The 18,273-nt window shown below is 37.7% G+C and carries 16 protein-coding genes; 2 read left to right on the top strand and 14 right to left on the bottom strand.

The annotated features are described in order from the left end of the window. The first annotated feature begins 11 nt into the window (after positions 1-11). Positions 12-677, top strand: a complete 666-nt coding sequence (locus tag O970_RS07940; RefSeq protein ID WP_024496578.1) for a DUF421 domain-containing protein — start codon at positions 12-14, stop codon at positions 675-677. Positions 678-890: 213 nt separating this feature from the next. On the opposite strand, the gene truC is transcribed toward O970_RS07940, so the two are convergent. The 14 genes from truC to yigB all read right to left on the bottom strand — a co-directional run bounded on the left by truC (position 891) and on the right by yigB (position 17,304). Beyond that, positions 891-1,622, bottom strand: a complete 732-nt coding sequence (gene truC, locus O970_RS07935) for a tRNA pseudouridine(65) synthase TruC (protein WP_024496577.1) — start codon at positions 1,620-1,622, stop codon at positions 891-893. Next, positions 1,622-2,440 carry a pyridoxal phosphatase gene (locus O970_RS07930; protein WP_024496576.1) on the bottom strand — a complete coding sequence of 273 codons (819 nt, stop codon included), beginning with the start codon at positions 2,438-2,440 and terminating at the stop codon, positions 1,622-1,624. The genes truC and O970_RS07930 overlap by 1 nt, the downstream gene beginning before the upstream one ends. Positions 2,441-2,477: 37 nt before the next feature. Then, positions 2,478-3,083, bottom strand: a complete 606-nt coding sequence (recR, locus tag O970_RS07925; protein ID WP_024496575.1) for a recombination mediator RecR — start codon at positions 3,081-3,083, stop codon at positions 2,478-2,480. A gap of 7 nt (positions 3,084-3,090) precedes the next feature. Beyond that, on the bottom strand, positions 3,091-3,426 hold the full coding sequence (locus tag O970_RS07920) for a YbaB/EbfC family nucleoid-associated protein (RefSeq protein WP_024496574.1): 336 nt from the start codon (positions 3,424-3,426) through the stop codon (positions 3,091-3,093). A gap of 46 nt (positions 3,427-3,472) precedes the next feature. Beyond that, positions 3,473-5,476, bottom strand: a complete 2,004-nt coding sequence (dnaX, locus tag O970_RS07915; protein ID WP_024496573.1) for a DNA polymerase III subunit gamma/tau — start codon at positions 5,474-5,476, stop codon at positions 3,473-3,475. Between the two features lie 73 nt (positions 5,477-5,549). Continuing rightward, a complete protein-coding gene (locus tag O970_RS07910; RefSeq protein ID WP_024496572.1) occupies positions 5,550-6,734 on the bottom strand; it encodes a M20 family metallopeptidase in 1,185 nt (394 codons plus the stop codon). A gap of 84 nt (positions 6,735-6,818) precedes the next feature. After that, a complete protein-coding gene (locus O970_RS07905) occupies positions 6,819-8,039 on the bottom strand; it encodes a hypothetical protein (RefSeq protein ID WP_024496571.1) in 1,221 nt (406 codons plus the stop codon). A 125-nt stretch (positions 8,040-8,164) separates the two neighbouring features. After that, entirely contained in the window at positions 8,165-9,982 is a 1,818-nt protein-coding gene (recQ, locus tag O970_RS07900; RefSeq protein WP_036563068.1) for a DNA helicase RecQ, read from the bottom strand. Between the two features lie 26 nt (positions 9,983-10,008). Continuing rightward, positions 10,009-10,911 carry a phospholipase A gene (gene pldA / locus O970_RS07895; protein ID WP_036563066.1) on the bottom strand — a complete coding sequence of 301 codons (903 nt, stop codon included), beginning with the start codon at positions 10,909-10,911 and terminating at the stop codon, positions 10,009-10,011. 85 nt (positions 10,912-10,996) lie between these two features. Beyond that, positions 10,997-11,974: an alpha-L-glutamate ligase-like protein gene (locus O970_RS07890; protein WP_024496568.1), complete on the bottom strand. Its 978-nt coding sequence runs from the start codon at positions 11,972-11,974 to the stop codon at positions 10,997-10,999. 11 nt (positions 11,975-11,985) lie between these two features. Then, positions 11,986-13,551 carry a UUP1 family membrane protein gene (locus O970_RS07885; protein WP_024496567.1) on the bottom strand — a complete coding sequence of 522 codons (1,566 nt, stop codon included), beginning with the start codon at positions 13,549-13,551 and terminating at the stop codon, positions 11,986-11,988. A gap of 23 nt (positions 13,552-13,574) precedes the next feature. After that, positions 13,575-14,099, bottom strand: a complete 525-nt coding sequence (locus O970_RS07880) for an ATP-dependent zinc protease family protein (protein ID WP_036563064.1) — start codon at positions 14,097-14,099, stop codon at positions 13,575-13,577. A 130-nt stretch (positions 14,100-14,229) separates the two neighbouring features. Next, positions 14,230-16,473, bottom strand: a complete 2,244-nt coding sequence (gene uvrD, locus O970_RS07875; RefSeq protein WP_024496566.1) for a DNA helicase II — start codon at positions 16,471-16,473, stop codon at positions 14,230-14,232. Positions 16,474-16,590: 117 nt separating this feature from the next. Beyond that, positions 16,591-17,304 (bottom strand): 5-amino-6-(5-phospho-D-ribitylamino)uracil phosphatase YigB, encoded by a 714-nt coding sequence (gene yigB, locus O970_RS07870; RefSeq protein WP_024496565.1) that lies wholly within the window; start codon positions 17,302-17,304, stop codon positions 16,591-16,593. 480 nt (positions 17,305-17,784) lie between these two features. Between yigB and O970_RS07865 the strand changes: the two genes are divergently transcribed. Beyond that, on the top strand, positions 17,785-18,273 hold a 489-nt coding region (locus O970_RS07865), incomplete at its 3' end, for a contractile injection system protein, VgrG/Pvc8 family (RefSeq protein ID WP_024496564.1).

Genomic DNA, 18,273 nt, shown 5'->3' with positions numbered 1-18,273 from the left:
GGAATTATTTTATGGATTTCATCTATATCAATATCATTATAAAAATGATTGTCGCATTTTGTATCTTATTAATTTATATAAACTTGTCGGGGAAAGGCTCGTTAGCACCTATCTCAGCGCTCGATCAAGTCGGTAATGTGGTTTTAGGTGCGATTATTGGAGGGCCACTCTATAATCCCAATATTAGTATTCAATTATTAATCATAGCCTCCACCATTTGGGCAGGGTTGTTATTATCGATCCGCTATTTAACCTTTAAACGTAATAAAATTAAAGATATGGTGGATGGTAACTCTATCCGCTTGATGAAGAATGGCAAAGTGTTATCTAATAACTTTGGTGATGCGAAAATCTCACCACGCGACTTTATTATGTTGTTACATCAACGTGGTTATTCCAATTTAAATCAATTAAAAGATGTATGGTTTGAATATAATGGGCAAATGACCGTCGTAAAAAAAGATGATAAATCAATGGCGACCGTCGTGGTCGAAAATAATATTATTAATCACGATAATTTAGAGGAATTAGGATTAACCGAAGAATGGTTAAAGGGAGAAATTGCTCGACAAGGTCAGAAATTGGAAGATATCTTTTTAGCAGAAATTCATGATAATAAACTTTGGATCTACCCTGAAATAAGAAATGAGCAAGCACCAGTGACAGCCACTAAATAGTAGTTTGGGTGGGATTTCCCTATCCCATCCTTATCATATAATGAGATAAAATGCCCTTATCGAGAGAGGAATGAATTCATATCCATTTTACCCTATTGTATTCAATATCGATTTTATCTGGTCATTAATCAATAATAAATCACACATCGCTTATTTTACACCCCATTTTTTAACGTGCTTTTTACCTGAACTATAGCGCAATAATCCAACTTTTTAAGTAAATTGACTACCTTGTGTGTTGTTTTTAAAAGAATCAACATCAAACAAAGATATATCGGATCGCGCTTGCAGAATCTGTTTTTGCTTTGAAATGGGATGAATAAAACACAGGGATTCAGCATGCAACATTAACCGTTTAATGCCAAAATAGTGACTAAACGCTCTATTTTGATGCAAATCACCATGTTTACTATCACCTATGATGGGATGAAAAATATGTTTTAAATGGCGACGTAGTTGGTGTTTTCGACCCGTTTTTGGTTTCAATTCAACCAAAGAATAACGCGCGGTTGGATAGCGTCCTACGGCAATCGGTAATTCAAATGTTGCCAAACCTTTATAACAGGATACGGCCGGTTGAGCAGGCTTATTTTGCTGGGCAAATTTATCAGCGATACGATCTAACTCTTCAACCAGTGGATAATCAATTACCGCTTCATCGGTTAAAAAGCCGCGCACAATCGCTAGATAACGTTTTTCGATATCACCATTAGCAAATTGCGCCGCTAATTCGCGGGCGATGTCAGCAGATAGTGCAAAAAGGAGTACACCAGAAGTTGGCCTGTCTAGTCGATGGACCGGAAATACATGTTGACCAAGTTGATCGCGTAGAGTTTGCATGATAACCACTTTTTCATGCTTATCTAACCAACTGCGATGTACCAACCAACCTGATGGCTTATTAATCGCCACCAGATAGTCGTCTTGATAAATAATTTCTAACATTATAGGAATAGTTCGGTTAAGGTTTCAGCTATGCTTGGGCGGTTGTTATCACCAATAACGCGATCCGCGTATTTCTGTACGTCTTTATCCGCATTGCCCATGGCAATACCTAACCCCGCATTTTTTAACATGGTAATATCATTATAGCTATCCCCAAACGCCACTATCTTGTTGAGAGGAATACCCTCTGCTTGAGACCACGCTTTTAGTCCATTGCCTTTACTATTCCCTTTTAACGCGATATCGGCACGGTTAACCCATGACCACTCACATTCAAAATCACCGCAGGCTTCAACGGCTTGTGAGAAGGCTTTTAATGCTGGTATATCGTGAGAACTTGTAGCAAATTTGTAAATCGCGTTAGCCTGTTCAATCGTATCAATAAAGCTATTTACATGACGTATTTCAGGTCTTAATGCTTCGGGGAGCGAATCAATCCAACGAAATAGACCTTGCAAATGATCATCAAGCACTTCATAAGTCATGAACGTGTCAGTGTAAATAAGTGTATGTATTCCAAATTGGTTAACCAATTGTAATAATGACTTGGCTTGCATCTCGCTCATTGGATTAGCGGCAAACGCTTGCTGCTGTTGAAAATCATATAAATAACTACCATTACAACAAATAGCTGGCGTAGTTAATTCTAGTTGATAGTAATAAGGATAAACCACTGAATGGTGTCGACCCGTCACTAATATCACTTTAATGCCCTTGGTCTGAATTTGCTTAAGTATATTGACGGTTTCTGGTAAAATTATCCGGTCACCATTAAGTAATGTACCGTCCATGTCAAAAGCCACCGCTTGATATGTCATATAAAAATACCCCAATGTAGATTGTTGATTTATAGAATTATATCTCTATTTTTTGGCGACCGATAAAGGAATGGGACAATGTTGTACCATCCACCATTTCTAGCTCCCCGCCAATTGGTACACCATGTGCAATACGTGTTGCTACTGTCTGATATTCATCGCAAATTTCAGCGATGTAATTTGCGGTAGCTTCGCCTTCAATCGTTGGATTGGTGGCTAAAATGACCTCGTCGATTTGTTCATTGGCTAAACGTTTTTCCAATAAATCTAAACCGATATCTTTTGGACCAATACCATCTAATGGCGATAAATGCCCCAATAACACAAAATAACGGCCTGAGTATTGTCCGGTTTGTTCAATTGCCACAATATCAGCCGGTGTCTCAACCACACATAATTGATGACTATGCTGTCTTCGTGGATTAGCGCAAATTGCGCAACGCGCTTGCTCAGTAAAGGTACGGCAATCCTCGCAATGACCAATAGCGGTCATTGCTTGATGTAAAGTCGTTGCTAAATTTAAGCCACCATTGCGATCGCGTTGCAACAGATGAAAAGCCATTCGTTGCGCTGATTTAGGGCCAACCCCCGGTAAACAGCGCAATGCCTCCATCAATGATTCAAGTAAAGAACTGGTTTGCATATATCAATTAAAATGGCATTTTAAAACCAGCAGGTAATTGCATACCACCAGTCACTTGTGCCATTTTCTCTTTTTGAGCTTCTTCAATACGACGGTTAGCATCATTAAACGCCGCAGCAATTAGATCTTCAAGCATCTCTTTTTCATCTTCAACCAACAGTGATGGATCAATCTCCACCCGTCGACAACTGTGTGAGCCATTGATGGTTACTTTAACCATGCCTGCGCCTGATTCTCCGGTTACTTCAATATTAGCAATCTCTTCTTGAGCTTTTTGCATGCGCTCTTGCATTTGCTGCGCTTGCTTCATTAAATTACCTAGACCGCCTTTACCACCAAACATAAAAATTTTCCTCTTTTATTTCATTGCGTTAAATAATTATTGTCTATTATACGGGACGAATGCTCTCTTCATCAATCTGCGCATCAAAAAATTGGCATAACAAAGCAACTTTATTATCATTATGAATCGCTTTTTTTGCTTCCATCAGCTTTTGTTGATAAATCACTTCTCGCCACTCTAGCGGCGTTTTTGCTGTTTGGCTATCATCTATCACTATCTCAACTGTTAATGGTTTCCCCCTATGGGTGGATAATCGTTCTTGTAACAATTGGCGATGATTTGGTTTATTCATGTGTGCTTGACTGGATCGTAAATGTAAAACAAGCTGTTCATCACTCAATGGTTCAATAAACGCATTAATAGCAAGTTGTTTTAACATCGGCGATAGATTAAGTTGTTCTATTTCTGCCGACCAATGATCAACCTTAACGGCTTCAGTAATTAATTTTTTGACTAATTCGGGTGTTTTTTCATGCTCAACGATATGACGCAAATGTTGCGGCGTTAAAGAAGTATTGACTCTCTCTATTTGATTAGTCGCTTGCCATTGGTAGCTTTCGGCATTCACCTCGACAGGTTGAGGCTCTATTTGGTTAAGTGCTGGTAACGGCTGCGCTGAAGCGTAATGGCTTTGCTTAACCTGCTCAAGACGAGAGGATTTTATTAAAGGCGCAGGTACTCCCCGTTCAGACTTTTTTGGTTTACTATCGCTCTGTTTAACTAATTTTTCTCGTGCTTGTAAAATTTGTTGCGTTACTGATGACAATCCCGTTTCTACTGATGTATTAGATGATTGCTCTTGTTCAGGCTCTCCTTTAGCCTTAGTTTCTATGCGATGAGTTTGGGTTTCTATTGACGAAAGCTTGTTCTCTGATAATACTGACGGGCTAACTGGCAACGGCGTTGAGCTGGTTTCAGTGTTGGCTTTGTTTGTTGATGATAAGGCAGAATAAGACGCTTGAAATACGTTCGGTTGAAATGCCAAAGCACGTAAAAACGTCATTTCAACGACCATTTTTTTATCTTCCACATTATCTAACGTTTTTTGCCCGTCTATCAATATTTGATAATAAAGCTGGATATCTTGCGGCGTCATCATTTGTGCTAAATGGCGAATACGTTCTTCTTGGTGTTGGTATTCACCCAGTGCGGTAGGTATTACTTGCAGCATAGCAATTTGATGAAGTAACGCCGCGGTATCGGTCAATAAAGTAGCCCAATCCCCCCCCTGTTCGGCGGCTTGGTTAATATAAGTGAGTAATTTATTACCATCGCCATTAAGTAATGCCTCTACCAATGAAAATGGTATATGCTCATCTAACGAACCAAGCATAAGCATGACGACTTCCGCATTGACTTGCCCATTACCTAAAGCAATGGCTTGATCTGTTAAACTCAGCGCATCACGCATACTTCCATTTGCCGCCTTAGCTAATAACTGTAATGCTCGTGGTTGAGCGGTCAATGCTTCCGCCTGAAAGATATGTGTGAGCTGCTTTTCTATTTGCATTATGCTGAGTACTTTTAGATGTAGATGTAAACAGCGAGATAAAATAGTAATCGGTAATTTTTGCGGATCAGTGGTTGCTAATAAAAATTTAACATGTTCTGGTGGTTCTTCTAAGGTTTTTAATAAGGCATTAAAACTACTGCGTGATAGCATATGCACTTCGTCAATAAGATAGACTTTATACCGTCCTCGTGTAGGTAAATATTGAATATTATCTAATATTTCGCGCGTATCTTCGACTTTTGTTCTTGAGGCGGCATCAATTTCGAGTAAATCAACAAAACGCCCTTGTTCAATATCTCGGCAATTATCACATTCCCCACAAGGCGTGGCGGTAACGCCTCGTTCACAATTGAGCCCCTTTGCCAGTAAGCGTGCAATAGAGGTTTTCCCCACACCTCTGGTTCCTGAGAATAGATAAGCATGATGTACGCGCCCTAAGGTTAAGGCGTTAGACAGAACCGTTAATACCTGATCCTGTCCAACCACTTCAGCAAATGATTTAGGTCGCCATTTACGTGCAAGAACTTGGTAACTCATAGAGGCTAACTTCCGAATATTTTAAAATAATTTCATCAATTTAGCCTTTATCATAGCATATTTAGCCTAAACCTTAAAATTGGTTCTGATTTAAATAGGCCCATGCATATTGAGCATACAGCTCTGCGCCTAATAGCATGCCATCTTCGTCAATATTAAAACAACCGTGGTGGTGCGCCCATTTTGTGTCTTTGGCTTCATTACCACTTCCTACCAAAGCAAACGCACCTGGGGCATGTTCTAAATAGTAACTAAAATCTTCTCCCCCAGTAGTGGGCCGTTCGTTACATAAGACCTGCTCACCAAACGCTTGCTGAATAATCGATTGGGCAAATAATGCACTTCGTTCTTCATTAATTAGTGGTAAGGTGCCATAAATATAATCGACATGAGCCGTAGCCCGATACATGGCAGCGACATGCTCAGCATAACGTCGAATAGCTTGTTCAATTTTTTTACGTACTTCAACATTAAAACAGCGAATGGTGCCTTCAAGAATGGCATTTTCAGCAATGACATTAAAACGCGTGCCTACTTCCATTTTGCCAATAGTGACCACGGCGGGCTCTAGGGGATCGATTTCTCGTGAAACAATAGCTTGTATATTCATCACAAAGGCAGAGGCAACCATGGCGGCATCTACGGTATCGTGTGGCATAGAACCATGCCCTCCCTGTCCTTTGAAGGTGACTTTTAGGATATCTGCAGAAGCAAAACTAGGTCCTACTTGACATGCAATACGATTTGTTGGCAATTGTGACCAAATATGCATGCCGAACACGTTATCAACATGATCCATCACACCTTGTTCTATCATTACTTTTGCCCCTGCGGCAATTTCTTCAGCAGGTTGGAATACGAAGCGAACCTTACCTTTTAATTGATCGCGAAGATGATAAAGCGCTTTAGCCGCTGTTAATAACATAGCCGCATGGGAATCGTGTCCACAGGCATGCATTTTACCTGGGATGGTTGATTGATAGTCGATCTTTTGATTGCGTTCCATAACAGGTAAAGCATCAATATCAGCGCGCAATAACACTGTTTTTCCCGCCGTTGCGCCTTGGATTTCAGCAATGATACCTGTTGGTTGCGTCAAACGATATTTAATCCCAATCTTATCTAATTCTTCCGCTATTCGCTGAGTCGTACGGAACTCTTCAAAAGGTAATTCGGGATGTCGATGCAAATCACGTCGAAATGCAATCATTTCATCACATTGTGCTGCTATTAACGTTTTTATTTCTTGATTAATCATTAAATCCACCTCTATACCTTGTCTACTATTTCTCAATCAATATTTTTTTTAAATCATCATATTACCAAAATAATGATGTGTAATTTAACTACTTGGTGTAATCAACGTGACCATAAAGCCCGCTAAGATAACAGATACAATCGTCACTGAAGTAAAACCACCAATCAACATCGGTGCTAACATATGTTTAGTTAATAGCTGACGTTCTTGTTCGTCCTCTGTGACACTATTAATGACTTCATTGGTAATGATGTAATCGGCAGGAAAACCATAGAAAGAGGTTAAAGCCATAGCAAATGACATCGCTAGGGATACGCCCAAAAATTTCCCCATGATAATTGAAAAGATAAATAAGCCAATAACTGAGCAACCAATTAAAACGATTAATGGGATAACAAAACCGAATAACATCGAAGGGGTTGCCTGATTGAGATTACTAAATACAAACAACATCAATATCATAATCACAAAACCAAAGGCATTAGCTTTTTTCAATGGATGACGTTCTAAAAAACCTACAGAGGAAGCTATAACCCCAAATAAAAGGCAAAGAATAAAAGGGCTAACGGCGATATAAGGTTTGATTAATTCAGTCACCAAATAAGCTAAAAATCCAACTAAGGTGAGACGGAAAATAATAAAGTAATAGGTATTGTAACATACCGACATTTTACTCAATAATGGTGGCATGGTTTGTTGGTTAAATTCGTTTTCTAACGCTAGATTATCTTGTGAATCCGTTAGTTGGTACGGTTGCCCTTCTCCCGCACGAATTTTATTAAGCACTTGCATGGCTTCACGCTTTAACATTATTGATGTCAGCGGATAACCCGCAAAACCTTGTATAATATAGATAATAATGGCAAAAATTGATAGATCTATTAGACCCGCTTCTTTTGCTCCATCCGACATAATCAGTGCGGCAACAATACCACCCACTAATGAGGGGATGGCGACAATCACGGTATTAAAGTCAAAAAATAACATCCCTATCGTCATACAGCATATCACCACACCGACAATACCGGATAGTGTTATTAATACGGTCTTCCATTGTTTTCTTAAATCATTTATCGACAGTAACGTACCCATATTAGTGATAATAAGATACATCGCTATTACGGCAAGGGTAGAATTGATTCCTGCTCGAGCAACAATATCTTGCGGAAAAAAAGTCCAATAACCTGCTAAAAATAGGGTTGCGCAAATAAACACAGAAGGAATCCACGCTTTGGTTAAGATAGAGATAAAATCACCGATATATAATATAAGTAGAACCAACACTAACGCCAATATAGGCGATATATTCATTATTGTACTCATCACGATCCCCCCTCTTATACGTTTTATCATTAATACCCATTAAAGATAATCCAATCCAGTTAAGCTTTTATTTAAGCATAACCATTTCATTATAGAGGCGAAATTAATTAATGAAAGAGAAAATCGTTTATAATATCAAGAAATTCTTTGCCATATTTAGTTAACTTAGTTTGCCCTACGCCCGTAATAGTTAATAATTCAGCCTTAGTGGTAGGCTGTTGTTGTACCATTTCTAATAGTGTCGCATCACTAAACACGACATAAGGCGGGACCTGATCCTTATCGGCAATGGTTTTACGCAGATGGCGTAAACGTCCAAATAACACTTTTTCATCATCTGTTAATGAGGCGGTTAGCATTGATGAGCGGTTGGATTGTCGGAATTTATCTTTTTTAACAATTTCAAGTCGAGGTACTGCTAATGATAAAGCTACCTCTCCACGTAAAATAGGTCTGGTCGCCGCCGTTAACTGTAATGCTGAGTAGGCAGTTATATCTTGACGTAATAATCCTAAATGGATTAATTGACGAATAATACTAATCCAGTAATCATTAGATTGCGCTTTTCCTATACCATAAACGGATAATTTATTATGTCCCAAATCGCGAATACGCACATTGTTCGCGCCACGTAATACGTCAACAACATGATGAATACCAAATCGTTGACCAACACGATAAACACACGATAATACTTTTTGCGCATCTTCCAAGCCATCGTAATGTTCGGGCGGATAGAGACAAATATCACAATTATTACACGGTTGCTGCCGATGTTCACCAAAATAATTTAATAATACTAGACGTCGACAAGTGAGGCCTTGAGCAAAAGCGGCCATCGCATTGAGTTTATGTTGTTCGATCTCTTTTTGTCGTTCATCTTCTTTTTCTTCTAATAATTTATAATACCAACCCAGATCACCTGCATTAAATAGTAATAGCGCTTCAGCGGGTAGGCTATCACGCCCTGCTCGACCGGTCTCTTGATAATATGCTTCAATATTTTTAGGAATATCAGCATGGATCACAAATCTAACATTGGGTTTATTAATTCCCATGCCAAATGCAACGGTAGCAACAATGATTTGTATATCATCACGTAAAAACGCATCTTGCGTACGATTGCGCTCATCATTGGTTAATCCGGCATGATAAGCGGCTACCGTAAAGTTGCGATTACGTAATCTAACCGTCATTTCTTCAACTTTTGCTCGACTACTACAATAAATAATTCCACTCTGCCCTTTTTGTTTAAGTAAAAAGGTCGTGATCTGTTCTAAAGCATTAAACTTTTCAGTAACGGTATAGCGAATATTAGGACGATCAAAACTGCTAATACTAATCAGAGGTTGATTTAGTGCTAATAAACGAACAATATCATGGCGAGTGACTTCATCGGCAGTGGCGGTCAATGCAACAATAGGGACATGAGGTATTTGGTGTTTAAGTTGACCTAACTCGCGATACTCTGGTCGAAAGTCATGACCCCATTGTGAAATACAGTGCGCCTCATCAATGGCAATTAAGCTAGGCGGTTGTTGTAATATTAATGAAAAAAATGAGGGGACATTTAATCGTTCAGGCGACACATACAGTAATTTGATATGATTTTCACGATAAGCCTGAATAATATCATGTTGCTGTTTTCCTGTTTGTGTGGAATTTAAGCACGCCGCAGCAATACCATTGGCATTAAGCTGATCGACTTGATCTTTCATTAGTGAGATTAACGGTGATACAACGATCGTTACGCCCTCCGCCATGAGGGCCGGTATTTGATAGCAGAGCGATTTTCCTCCCCCAGTTGGCATAATCACTAATACATCACGTTTATCTGCTAAGGCTGAAATAATTGTTTGCTGCTCATTACGAAATGATTTATAACCGAAGATGGTATGCAGAATATCTTCTGCGTTACTCTGCATTGATGTTATCCTATTGCTATTATAAATTAAAATAAGTCATTTAACATGACACCTAAACCGAAACGTGTTTGTTTATAGTTATAATCAATCATTGATTCGCCGTAGCCACTAAACAATTGGGCATAGATACGTATACTGTCGTTTAATGGATAACTCCACCCTAATTCAGCACTACCATAACCACTATTTATGTTATAACGAGATTTTAAAGTAAACTGACTTTTATCTAACCGGTAACCTAACGTTAATTCATGATATCCTAAGTAACGGGTAATTTGTGGGTTATCATCATCGGCACTGTCCTCGGGAATTCGATACCACAATTTTAATCCTAACGAGAAATTACCATTGGTAGCCATCGTTCGTGCATAAAGACGGTTCCAACTACGAGAGGTAGCTTTTTCCCGACCATTTGATTGATGTGCGAATCCAAATTCGATATCTTTAACCTGTAAACCTAGCACTTGATAATCGGTTAAGAATCCAACAAATATTTGTGGCTGGTAATTGGTTTCTCTAAAAGGTGCCGATTGCGATGAATTAAAAGATTGCCACCAAGATTGTTGGGTATAAGCGGCCCCAAGGACTGAATTTTCACCAAAAATACCGCGATAAATAGGAAAACCTAAGCTTATTTGAAATTTTGTTTCATTCTTACGCGCATGTTCAGCCCACGAATAACTTTCTATCGATTTACGGTTAATATTACTGGTATAAGTATGAATAATGTAATTACTTTCATAAGGATAAAGCGCTATATGATTCGATCCATCTTGATCAAGTAGTCTGCCGATAATAGAATCATTTTGTCTATAGGTAGCTTTTGGTTCTTGTGCCTGGGCAACCAGAGAAACCAAAAGCATGAAGACTAACGAGATGACCCGATTGGTGAACAACGATAAAAATAGAGAGGGATTAATGTTAACCATTATGATATATTGATACAAGCCTAAAAAATAAGTCCGGATAATATACCAAATTCAGTAGTAAACTACATCTATTTAATCATTAAATTTAGCTTTTTATCGCAAAATTTTGTTGTGAAAACAATATTCGCTGTTCGATGCTATCTTTTAATCCTGCTGATTTTTGTTTCGCTAAGTGCGCTTCTACTTTGCTAGTACGCTGATAAAGTCCCGTATCATTGGCAATTTGGATATTAAGCCCTGGTCTAGCGTTAATTTCTAAAATAAGCGGACCTTTCTCCTGATCTAAAACTAAGTCAACACCAATATATCCGAGACCAACTAATTCATAGCAACTAGCAGCTAAATGCATAAATTTTTGCCAATCTGGTAATATAATGCCACTGACATGATTATCGGTATCAGGATGACGATCAATTTTTTCATTGAGCCATGTACCATTTAGGGTTCTACCCGTCGATAAATCAATACCGACCCCAATTGCCCCTTGGTGTAGATTGGCTTTACCATTGGATTGCCGCGTTGGTAAACGTAACATTGCCATTACAGGATATCCCATCAAAACAATAATTCGGATATCTGGCACCCCTTCAAAGCTAATACTTTTAAAGATCGGATCGGGTTTTACCCGATATTCAATGATGGCACTATCTCGCATGCCACCTAATGAATAGAGACCCGTAATAATATTGGATAACTGGTATTCAATTTCAGGTAGCGTAATTAGTCGACCAGAGACCGTTTTAAACCGTTGCTCATCGTAACGATCAGCGATTACGGTAATCCCATCGCCCCCCGATCCTTGGGCTGGTTTAATCACAAAATCTCGATGATTGTTCAGAATAGTCCCTATCTGTGCAATATCATGCTCGGTACGAACAATGCCGTAAAGTTCAGGAACATGAATACCCGCTTCTATTGCTTTTTGTTTAGTTAGAATTTTATCATCAACGAGGGGATAAAGGCGCCGATTATTATATTTAAGAATATAATCCGCATTACGCTGATTAATCCCCATGATCCCTTTTTCTCTTAAGGCTTTCCATGTCTGAATAAGTGATGTCATGTTCACACTCCTTAACTAAGCAATGCTTTAAAGCGGAACAATTCAGTTAAACGGTAACCGCGATAGCGTCCCATAGCTAACATAAACGCAATCAAAATAAGAAGTATAGCTGGGAAAGTAAACACAAAATAGGTGAACGGCTCAAATCCCATCACGGCATAAGCCATTGACGCGGTAACTAATGTGCCAATCGCAACTCGAAAAGCAAATGCGCCACCACGCTCTTCCCAAGTAATTGACAACCGTTCAATAGTCATTGTTAAAATAACCATTGGGAATAACGTAATAGATAAACCTTGATCAAAGCCTAATTTATGACTAAATAATCCAACGAAAATAATTAATAACACCACAAACGTTAACACAATCGACAATCTTGGTAGCATCTGTAATTTCAGATGTTCCAAGTAAGAACGTAAGGATAAGCCTATCGCAACTATTATCGAAAAGAAGATGAGACCAAAATAGAGTCCTGTCTCTCTAAATGCTAAGGCGACTAATACAGGCGTAAAGGTCCCTAAAGTATTAATACCCACAATATTACGTAATAATAAAATAATTAATACACCAAACGGAATCATTAACATAATTTTATACGCACTTTGTGTCGTCAACGGTAAGCTATAAAAAGAGTAGTCCCCTTGAGAATTGGCACTAGATAATTTCGCCAAACTTAACGCGGTTAATTCACTCTTTTGCATACTAAATGTTACTTGGCTATTGATACCATTATCTACGCTTAATACATTATTATCACCAATCCACCAAACAATTTCATCATTAGGTAAGCCAATGTTCCCTGTTTGCGTATTAAAATAGTGCCATTCTCCGACAAGTTCATTACTGTTGTCTGCTTTCTTATTCGCATCAACGTAATAGCTACGGATCCACAATGATGGGGTTTGCACGCCACTATTGACTAATTTTAAGGTATATACTTTTTGAATCGGAATATAAGCGTGTGAAAGTACCAGTTCTATCACTTTAGCTTTATTTTCTATTGTGCGATTATTGCCCAATAATAAATTAACATTATCATTATTATTATCATTAATTAAGTTGATTGCTGTAGATATAAAGGTCGCAATATTGGATGACTTAGATCGAATTTCATTAACTAACGCATCTACCGCTAATTGATCAGGTCCCTTAATGGCAATCGGTTCTCGCCAAGTGATCCCTTTACTATTGGATAACGTTGCTTTTTCATCATTATGACGTTTGGTTAAGTTAAGCCGATAATAAAGCGTCTGTTTACCCGTTATTTTACGAGCAGACCAAGTCACATGACGACTATCTAATTGGCTCTCATCAATAATCTGCCCATAATTTTTTGCTAAAAATAGTTCATTGGCAATCGTATAGGGTTCTAATTTAGGGGGAATATAAAATTGCACTTTCACAGGTTTAGTACCGCGTACATCAAAACTAATTTTTGCGTCTATTGTCCATAAATCATCGACTTGTTTCTCTGTAACTGGCGTCTTTAAGACAACTATTTGATAACCTATAATGGTTAGTCCTAATAGTAAGAAAATAGCAATGAGTATTTTTAAATGTATTGATAAAGAACGCATAATAATTCTCTTTTATGGCTGATTTATTTACAATCAGTGGTTGCTTGATATTTTATACTTGGATCAACAACTGCTTTCATTTCGATCAAAGCACTTGAACCTAATAATAAAGGATAAATAAAGTGTGAGCGATCGGTCAGATTGACCTCAATAGCATGCAGTTGACCATCAAAACAAATATTCATTAAAATGACCGGTCTATTTGTCAGTAGTGTATCATCATCATTATCAACGATATCCGCAATGCGGCGCTTAATTTGACTATGGCGTACCAATATTCGTTCCATTTCTGGCAAATCTTTTCCTTTAATTTGCGGTTTAAATCTAACCCAATGTTCTCCATTTCGTTTAAATAGGTGGATATTTGTTGCGCCTAATGATGAGGTCTTTGCCCCCGTATCTAATTTTGCTTTTATAATGGTATTACCTAATTCGGGTAAAATGACTTTTTCATTGAGTCCATAAATCTGTTTTTCTGTTGCCTGCACAGAGAAAAAAGTAAAGAAAAAGAGTGATAATAATGACTTAAAAAACAACCGAGTAATCATTGTTTAAACTACCTATAGTTATCCTAAACTTATATCTATTTCCGATCCGCATAAACCGTAAAATTTTGATAAATACTGAAAATTATGTATATACATATTATTGAATTACTTATAGCTTTACAATAACAATTCATTTCACTGGTTCTAAATTTGCTAATTTTAGCACTAGCCATTTAACGCCTTCATTGACAAACGCGACCTGCGCTCGCTGATGATCGCCTTCGCCATCCATATTAATAATCGTCCCTTCACCAAATCGGCGATGATTGACGCGCTGACCAAGTTTAAAGCCATAAATCGATTGTGAATAATTAGCGTTAGATTTAGGTCTATCATTTATTTCAGACGCTTGTTCATCAAAATTATACTGTTTTTTATAGCCGCTCAATGTTGCTGGTCGTTGCCGATAATCATTTTTATACCCCACATCTTTTAACCATTCTAATGGCAATTCATGTAAAAATCGTGAAGGAAGATTACGTTCTTCTTTACCATATAAACGTCGATTCTGGCTAAATGTTAAGGTTAATTGTTTACGTGCTCGTGTGATACCGACATAAGCTAAACGTCGCTCCTCTTCCATTTGTTGATTATCAGCGATAGAACGCTGTGATGGGAAAATACCCTCTTCCATACCAACAATAAACACATTATTAAACTCTAACCCTTTAGCCGCATGGAGCGTCATTAACTGTACAGCATCTTGTTGCTGATTATGCTCTTTACTTTCTAACGACGTATAAGCTAAAAATGCTTCTAATACAGTTAATGTTTTTCCTGTATTCACATCGACATATTCATCGCTATTTGTCTCATAAAACTGTTTCGCGGCTGAGATTAATTCTTGCAAATTTTCTAAGCGTGATTGTGATTTAATACCTTGTTCATGTTCATACATCTGATATAAGCCAGAATCGTGAATAATATGTTCAAGTTGCTGATAAAAAGGGACATTATCTAATTCTTTTCGCATAACATCCATTAACTCAATAAAACGCGCTAGTCCTGCTTTCGGTTTAGCTTTAATCACTGATAGCGATAATAGCTCAACAGACATATCCCACAATGATTTTTGCTGTTGCCTTGCAATCTGTCGAATATGCTCAAGCGTTACGTTGCCAATACCTCTAACAGGCGTATTGACGATTTGTTCAAATGCCATATCATTATGATTGTCATATAATAAACGCAAATAGGCTAAAGCTAGTTTTACCTCCTGCCGTTCATAAAAACGAATAGAGCCATAAATTTGGTAAGGAGTTCCACTTTGCAACAACGTGTCTTCAAATAATCGAGATAATGCATTATTGCGATAAAGAATAGCGCAATCACGATATTTTCCGCCATCAGAAGCATATTTTTTAATTTGACCTATCACATAGCGCGCTTCGTCAATATCATTAAATCCCATATAAATATGGATATTTTCACCTTGTGTTTGTTCAGTCCAAAGATTTTTGCCTAACCGTTGCTGATTATTAGCAATTAAATGGTTAGCGGCCTGCAAAATTGCTTGTGTTGAACGATAATTTTGTTCCAAGCGGATCAACTCAGTATCGGGAAACGTATCCACAAAAGCTTGTAAATTATCGGAATTGGCACCACGCCAACCATAGATAGACTGATCATCATCACCTACAATCATAATATGACCACTCTCTCCGGCTAACAGTTTGATCAATTGAAATTGAATATGATTGGTATCTTGAAATTCATCCACTAAAATTTGTTGAAAACGCTGCCGACAATAAGTAAGCACATCCGAATCTTGCTGTAAAAGTTCGTAAGTACGCAAAATTAATTCCGAAAAATCAACATAACCTGTTCGATTACACATCTCTTGATAACTGGTATAAATCTTTAACCATCTTTGTTCAATCGCATCCATCGCTTGAATATCAGTTGGTCGCAACCCTTTTTCTTTTTGATTGGCAATATAATCGGCACAATCGCGTGGCGACCACTTTTTCTCATCTATATTAAATTCACGGAAAAGACGCTTAATAAGACGCAATTGATCATCGGTATCAATCAATTGAAAATTGGTAGGTAAATCAGCTTGTTCGGCAAATAGTCGTAATAATCTATGCGCTAAACCATGAAAAGTGCCCACCCACATACCGCGATAAGTCTGTTCCCCCATCAATGCTTGAATGCGCTCTTGCATTTCCGCCGCCGCTTTATTGGTAAACGTCACAGCAAAAATTGATTGAGAAGGATAACCTTTAACCATACGCAGCCAAGCAATTCGATGGACTAAAACCCGGGTTTTACCACTACCTGCTCCCGCTAACACCAAACTATATTGACTCTCTGTAGTTACGGCTCGCTGCTGTTCAGGATTAAGATCCACTAATAATTGGGAGACATTCATCATCGTTAAATTATTCCGCTTATTAAGTTAAAAATAGTGTGTTAATCGAACACAATAGATTTGTTCTTTTTTAACCATTATGATTCTGAAAATAAAATTATTTCATTACTTATTGAATTATAACAAATTTTCAAGTGCAGCTAAATCTGTGATTTCAACATGTGGTAGCACTTGCCTATCTGCCTGATAATAGATATTTTTCCCAGTTAAATTTAACCAACACGCTTGCATACCCGCATCGATTGCTCCCATGACATCGGTATATAAATTATCGCCAACATGTAAAATATTAGCCGGTGATACAGCTAACTTTTTAGCTGCTAGCGTAAAAATATCAGGATAAGGTTTTGAACGACCATCAATCCCGCCGCGTAAACTAAATTCAAAATAGTGATCGATACCTATTTTTACTACCTCAACATTACCATTGGTAATCACCGCAAGGGGAACACGTTTAGCTAAACAGTTTAACAATTGATGGATATTAGCTGGAATATCAATTTGATGACGCCAATAAGTAAAGTGCGCCATCATGTCCTGTACATTCTCATCAATTTGTGACGCGGATAAATTAATTTTTGCAAATAAATATCGCAAAGTCATAATACGCCAAGCGACTACATCATGATAAATATCTGGATCAATCTCGCGCATGTGTTGTTTAAGCTGATTAAATCTATCCAACGTAAGATGAGCCAATCCATTTATAGTTTGTAACTTTTGTATTAATGCTAATTCTGCCTTTTTAATAACAGGAACATTATCATAAAGCGTATCATCCAGATCAAAAGTGATAGCTTTAATGGGTTGTAAAGAACGATAAATATGCATTAACCATTCCCTTGTTGAGAGCAGCTATTATTAATATATTTTTCTTGATAAACTATCAAGTTAAATAAATATTGAGATAATAATGACAATCTATTTTGAGTCAATAAACGAAAGTGTGAGCAGTTAGAGTTAATCATAATTAGATACAAAGCGATCTTGTTACCTTTAAAAGGATTAGTATAACACGATAAATAAAGCGTGATTTAAAATTCATCTTTACCTTTATTACCTTAATAAAGCGATTGCAACGAAATAATCAAGTAAAACTATATCCCCTCAACCTAATCCAACCTAACCCTTCAATAACAATTAACAGTATTTTTACAAACACTAATTTACCTTTATTCAATAAAATCAACAGGTAAATATTTTTTAGCCGAGAAGTAGCTTAAACCACCTCATTTATCACTTGTTTTGATTATCTTTTTTACATAATATGTAAAGATAATTATTTTTATGTAAAAAAGAAAAGGCAGTAATATGATTGCGCCATTTGACGTTGCTCAGGAATTACTTAACCAGCAATTGACTAACAGTAATAATTACACATTACAGATAGATGGCATTACTTCTTCACTATCTGTGCATACCGTAACAGGGCAAGAAGCGTTAAACCAACCATGGCGATATGAAATTATTTTCACCTCCAGTGACAAACAGATAGCCGCGGATGCCATTCTCACTCAAAAAGCCCACCTTACCTTTCAACCAAAACCCCATCATCTCTTATCTATGCAACTTAGCACTTTAACGCTGCCCACCTTACCCCGTACTTTGCATGGGGTAATAACCCAATTTAGTCAGCTATCGGTCAATAAACAGCAAGCGCACTATAAAGTGGTCTTAGCGCCGCGCCTAGCGTTACTGGGCCTACATCGCTATAGCGCCATTTATCAACATCAAAGTGTGATTGCGGTGGTGGAGCAGATATTGCGTAAACACGGCTTTACTGGCATTGACTACCGCTTA

It is taken from the genome of Candidatus Schmidhempelia bombi str. Bimp (assembly GCF_000471645.3).
Classification (GTDB): Bacteria; Pseudomonadota; Gammaproteobacteria; order Enterobacterales; family Orbaceae; genus Utexia; species Utexia bombi.
Note: the sequence above shows the minus strand (reverse complement) of the source record. Positions and strands in the feature narration are given on the sequence as shown.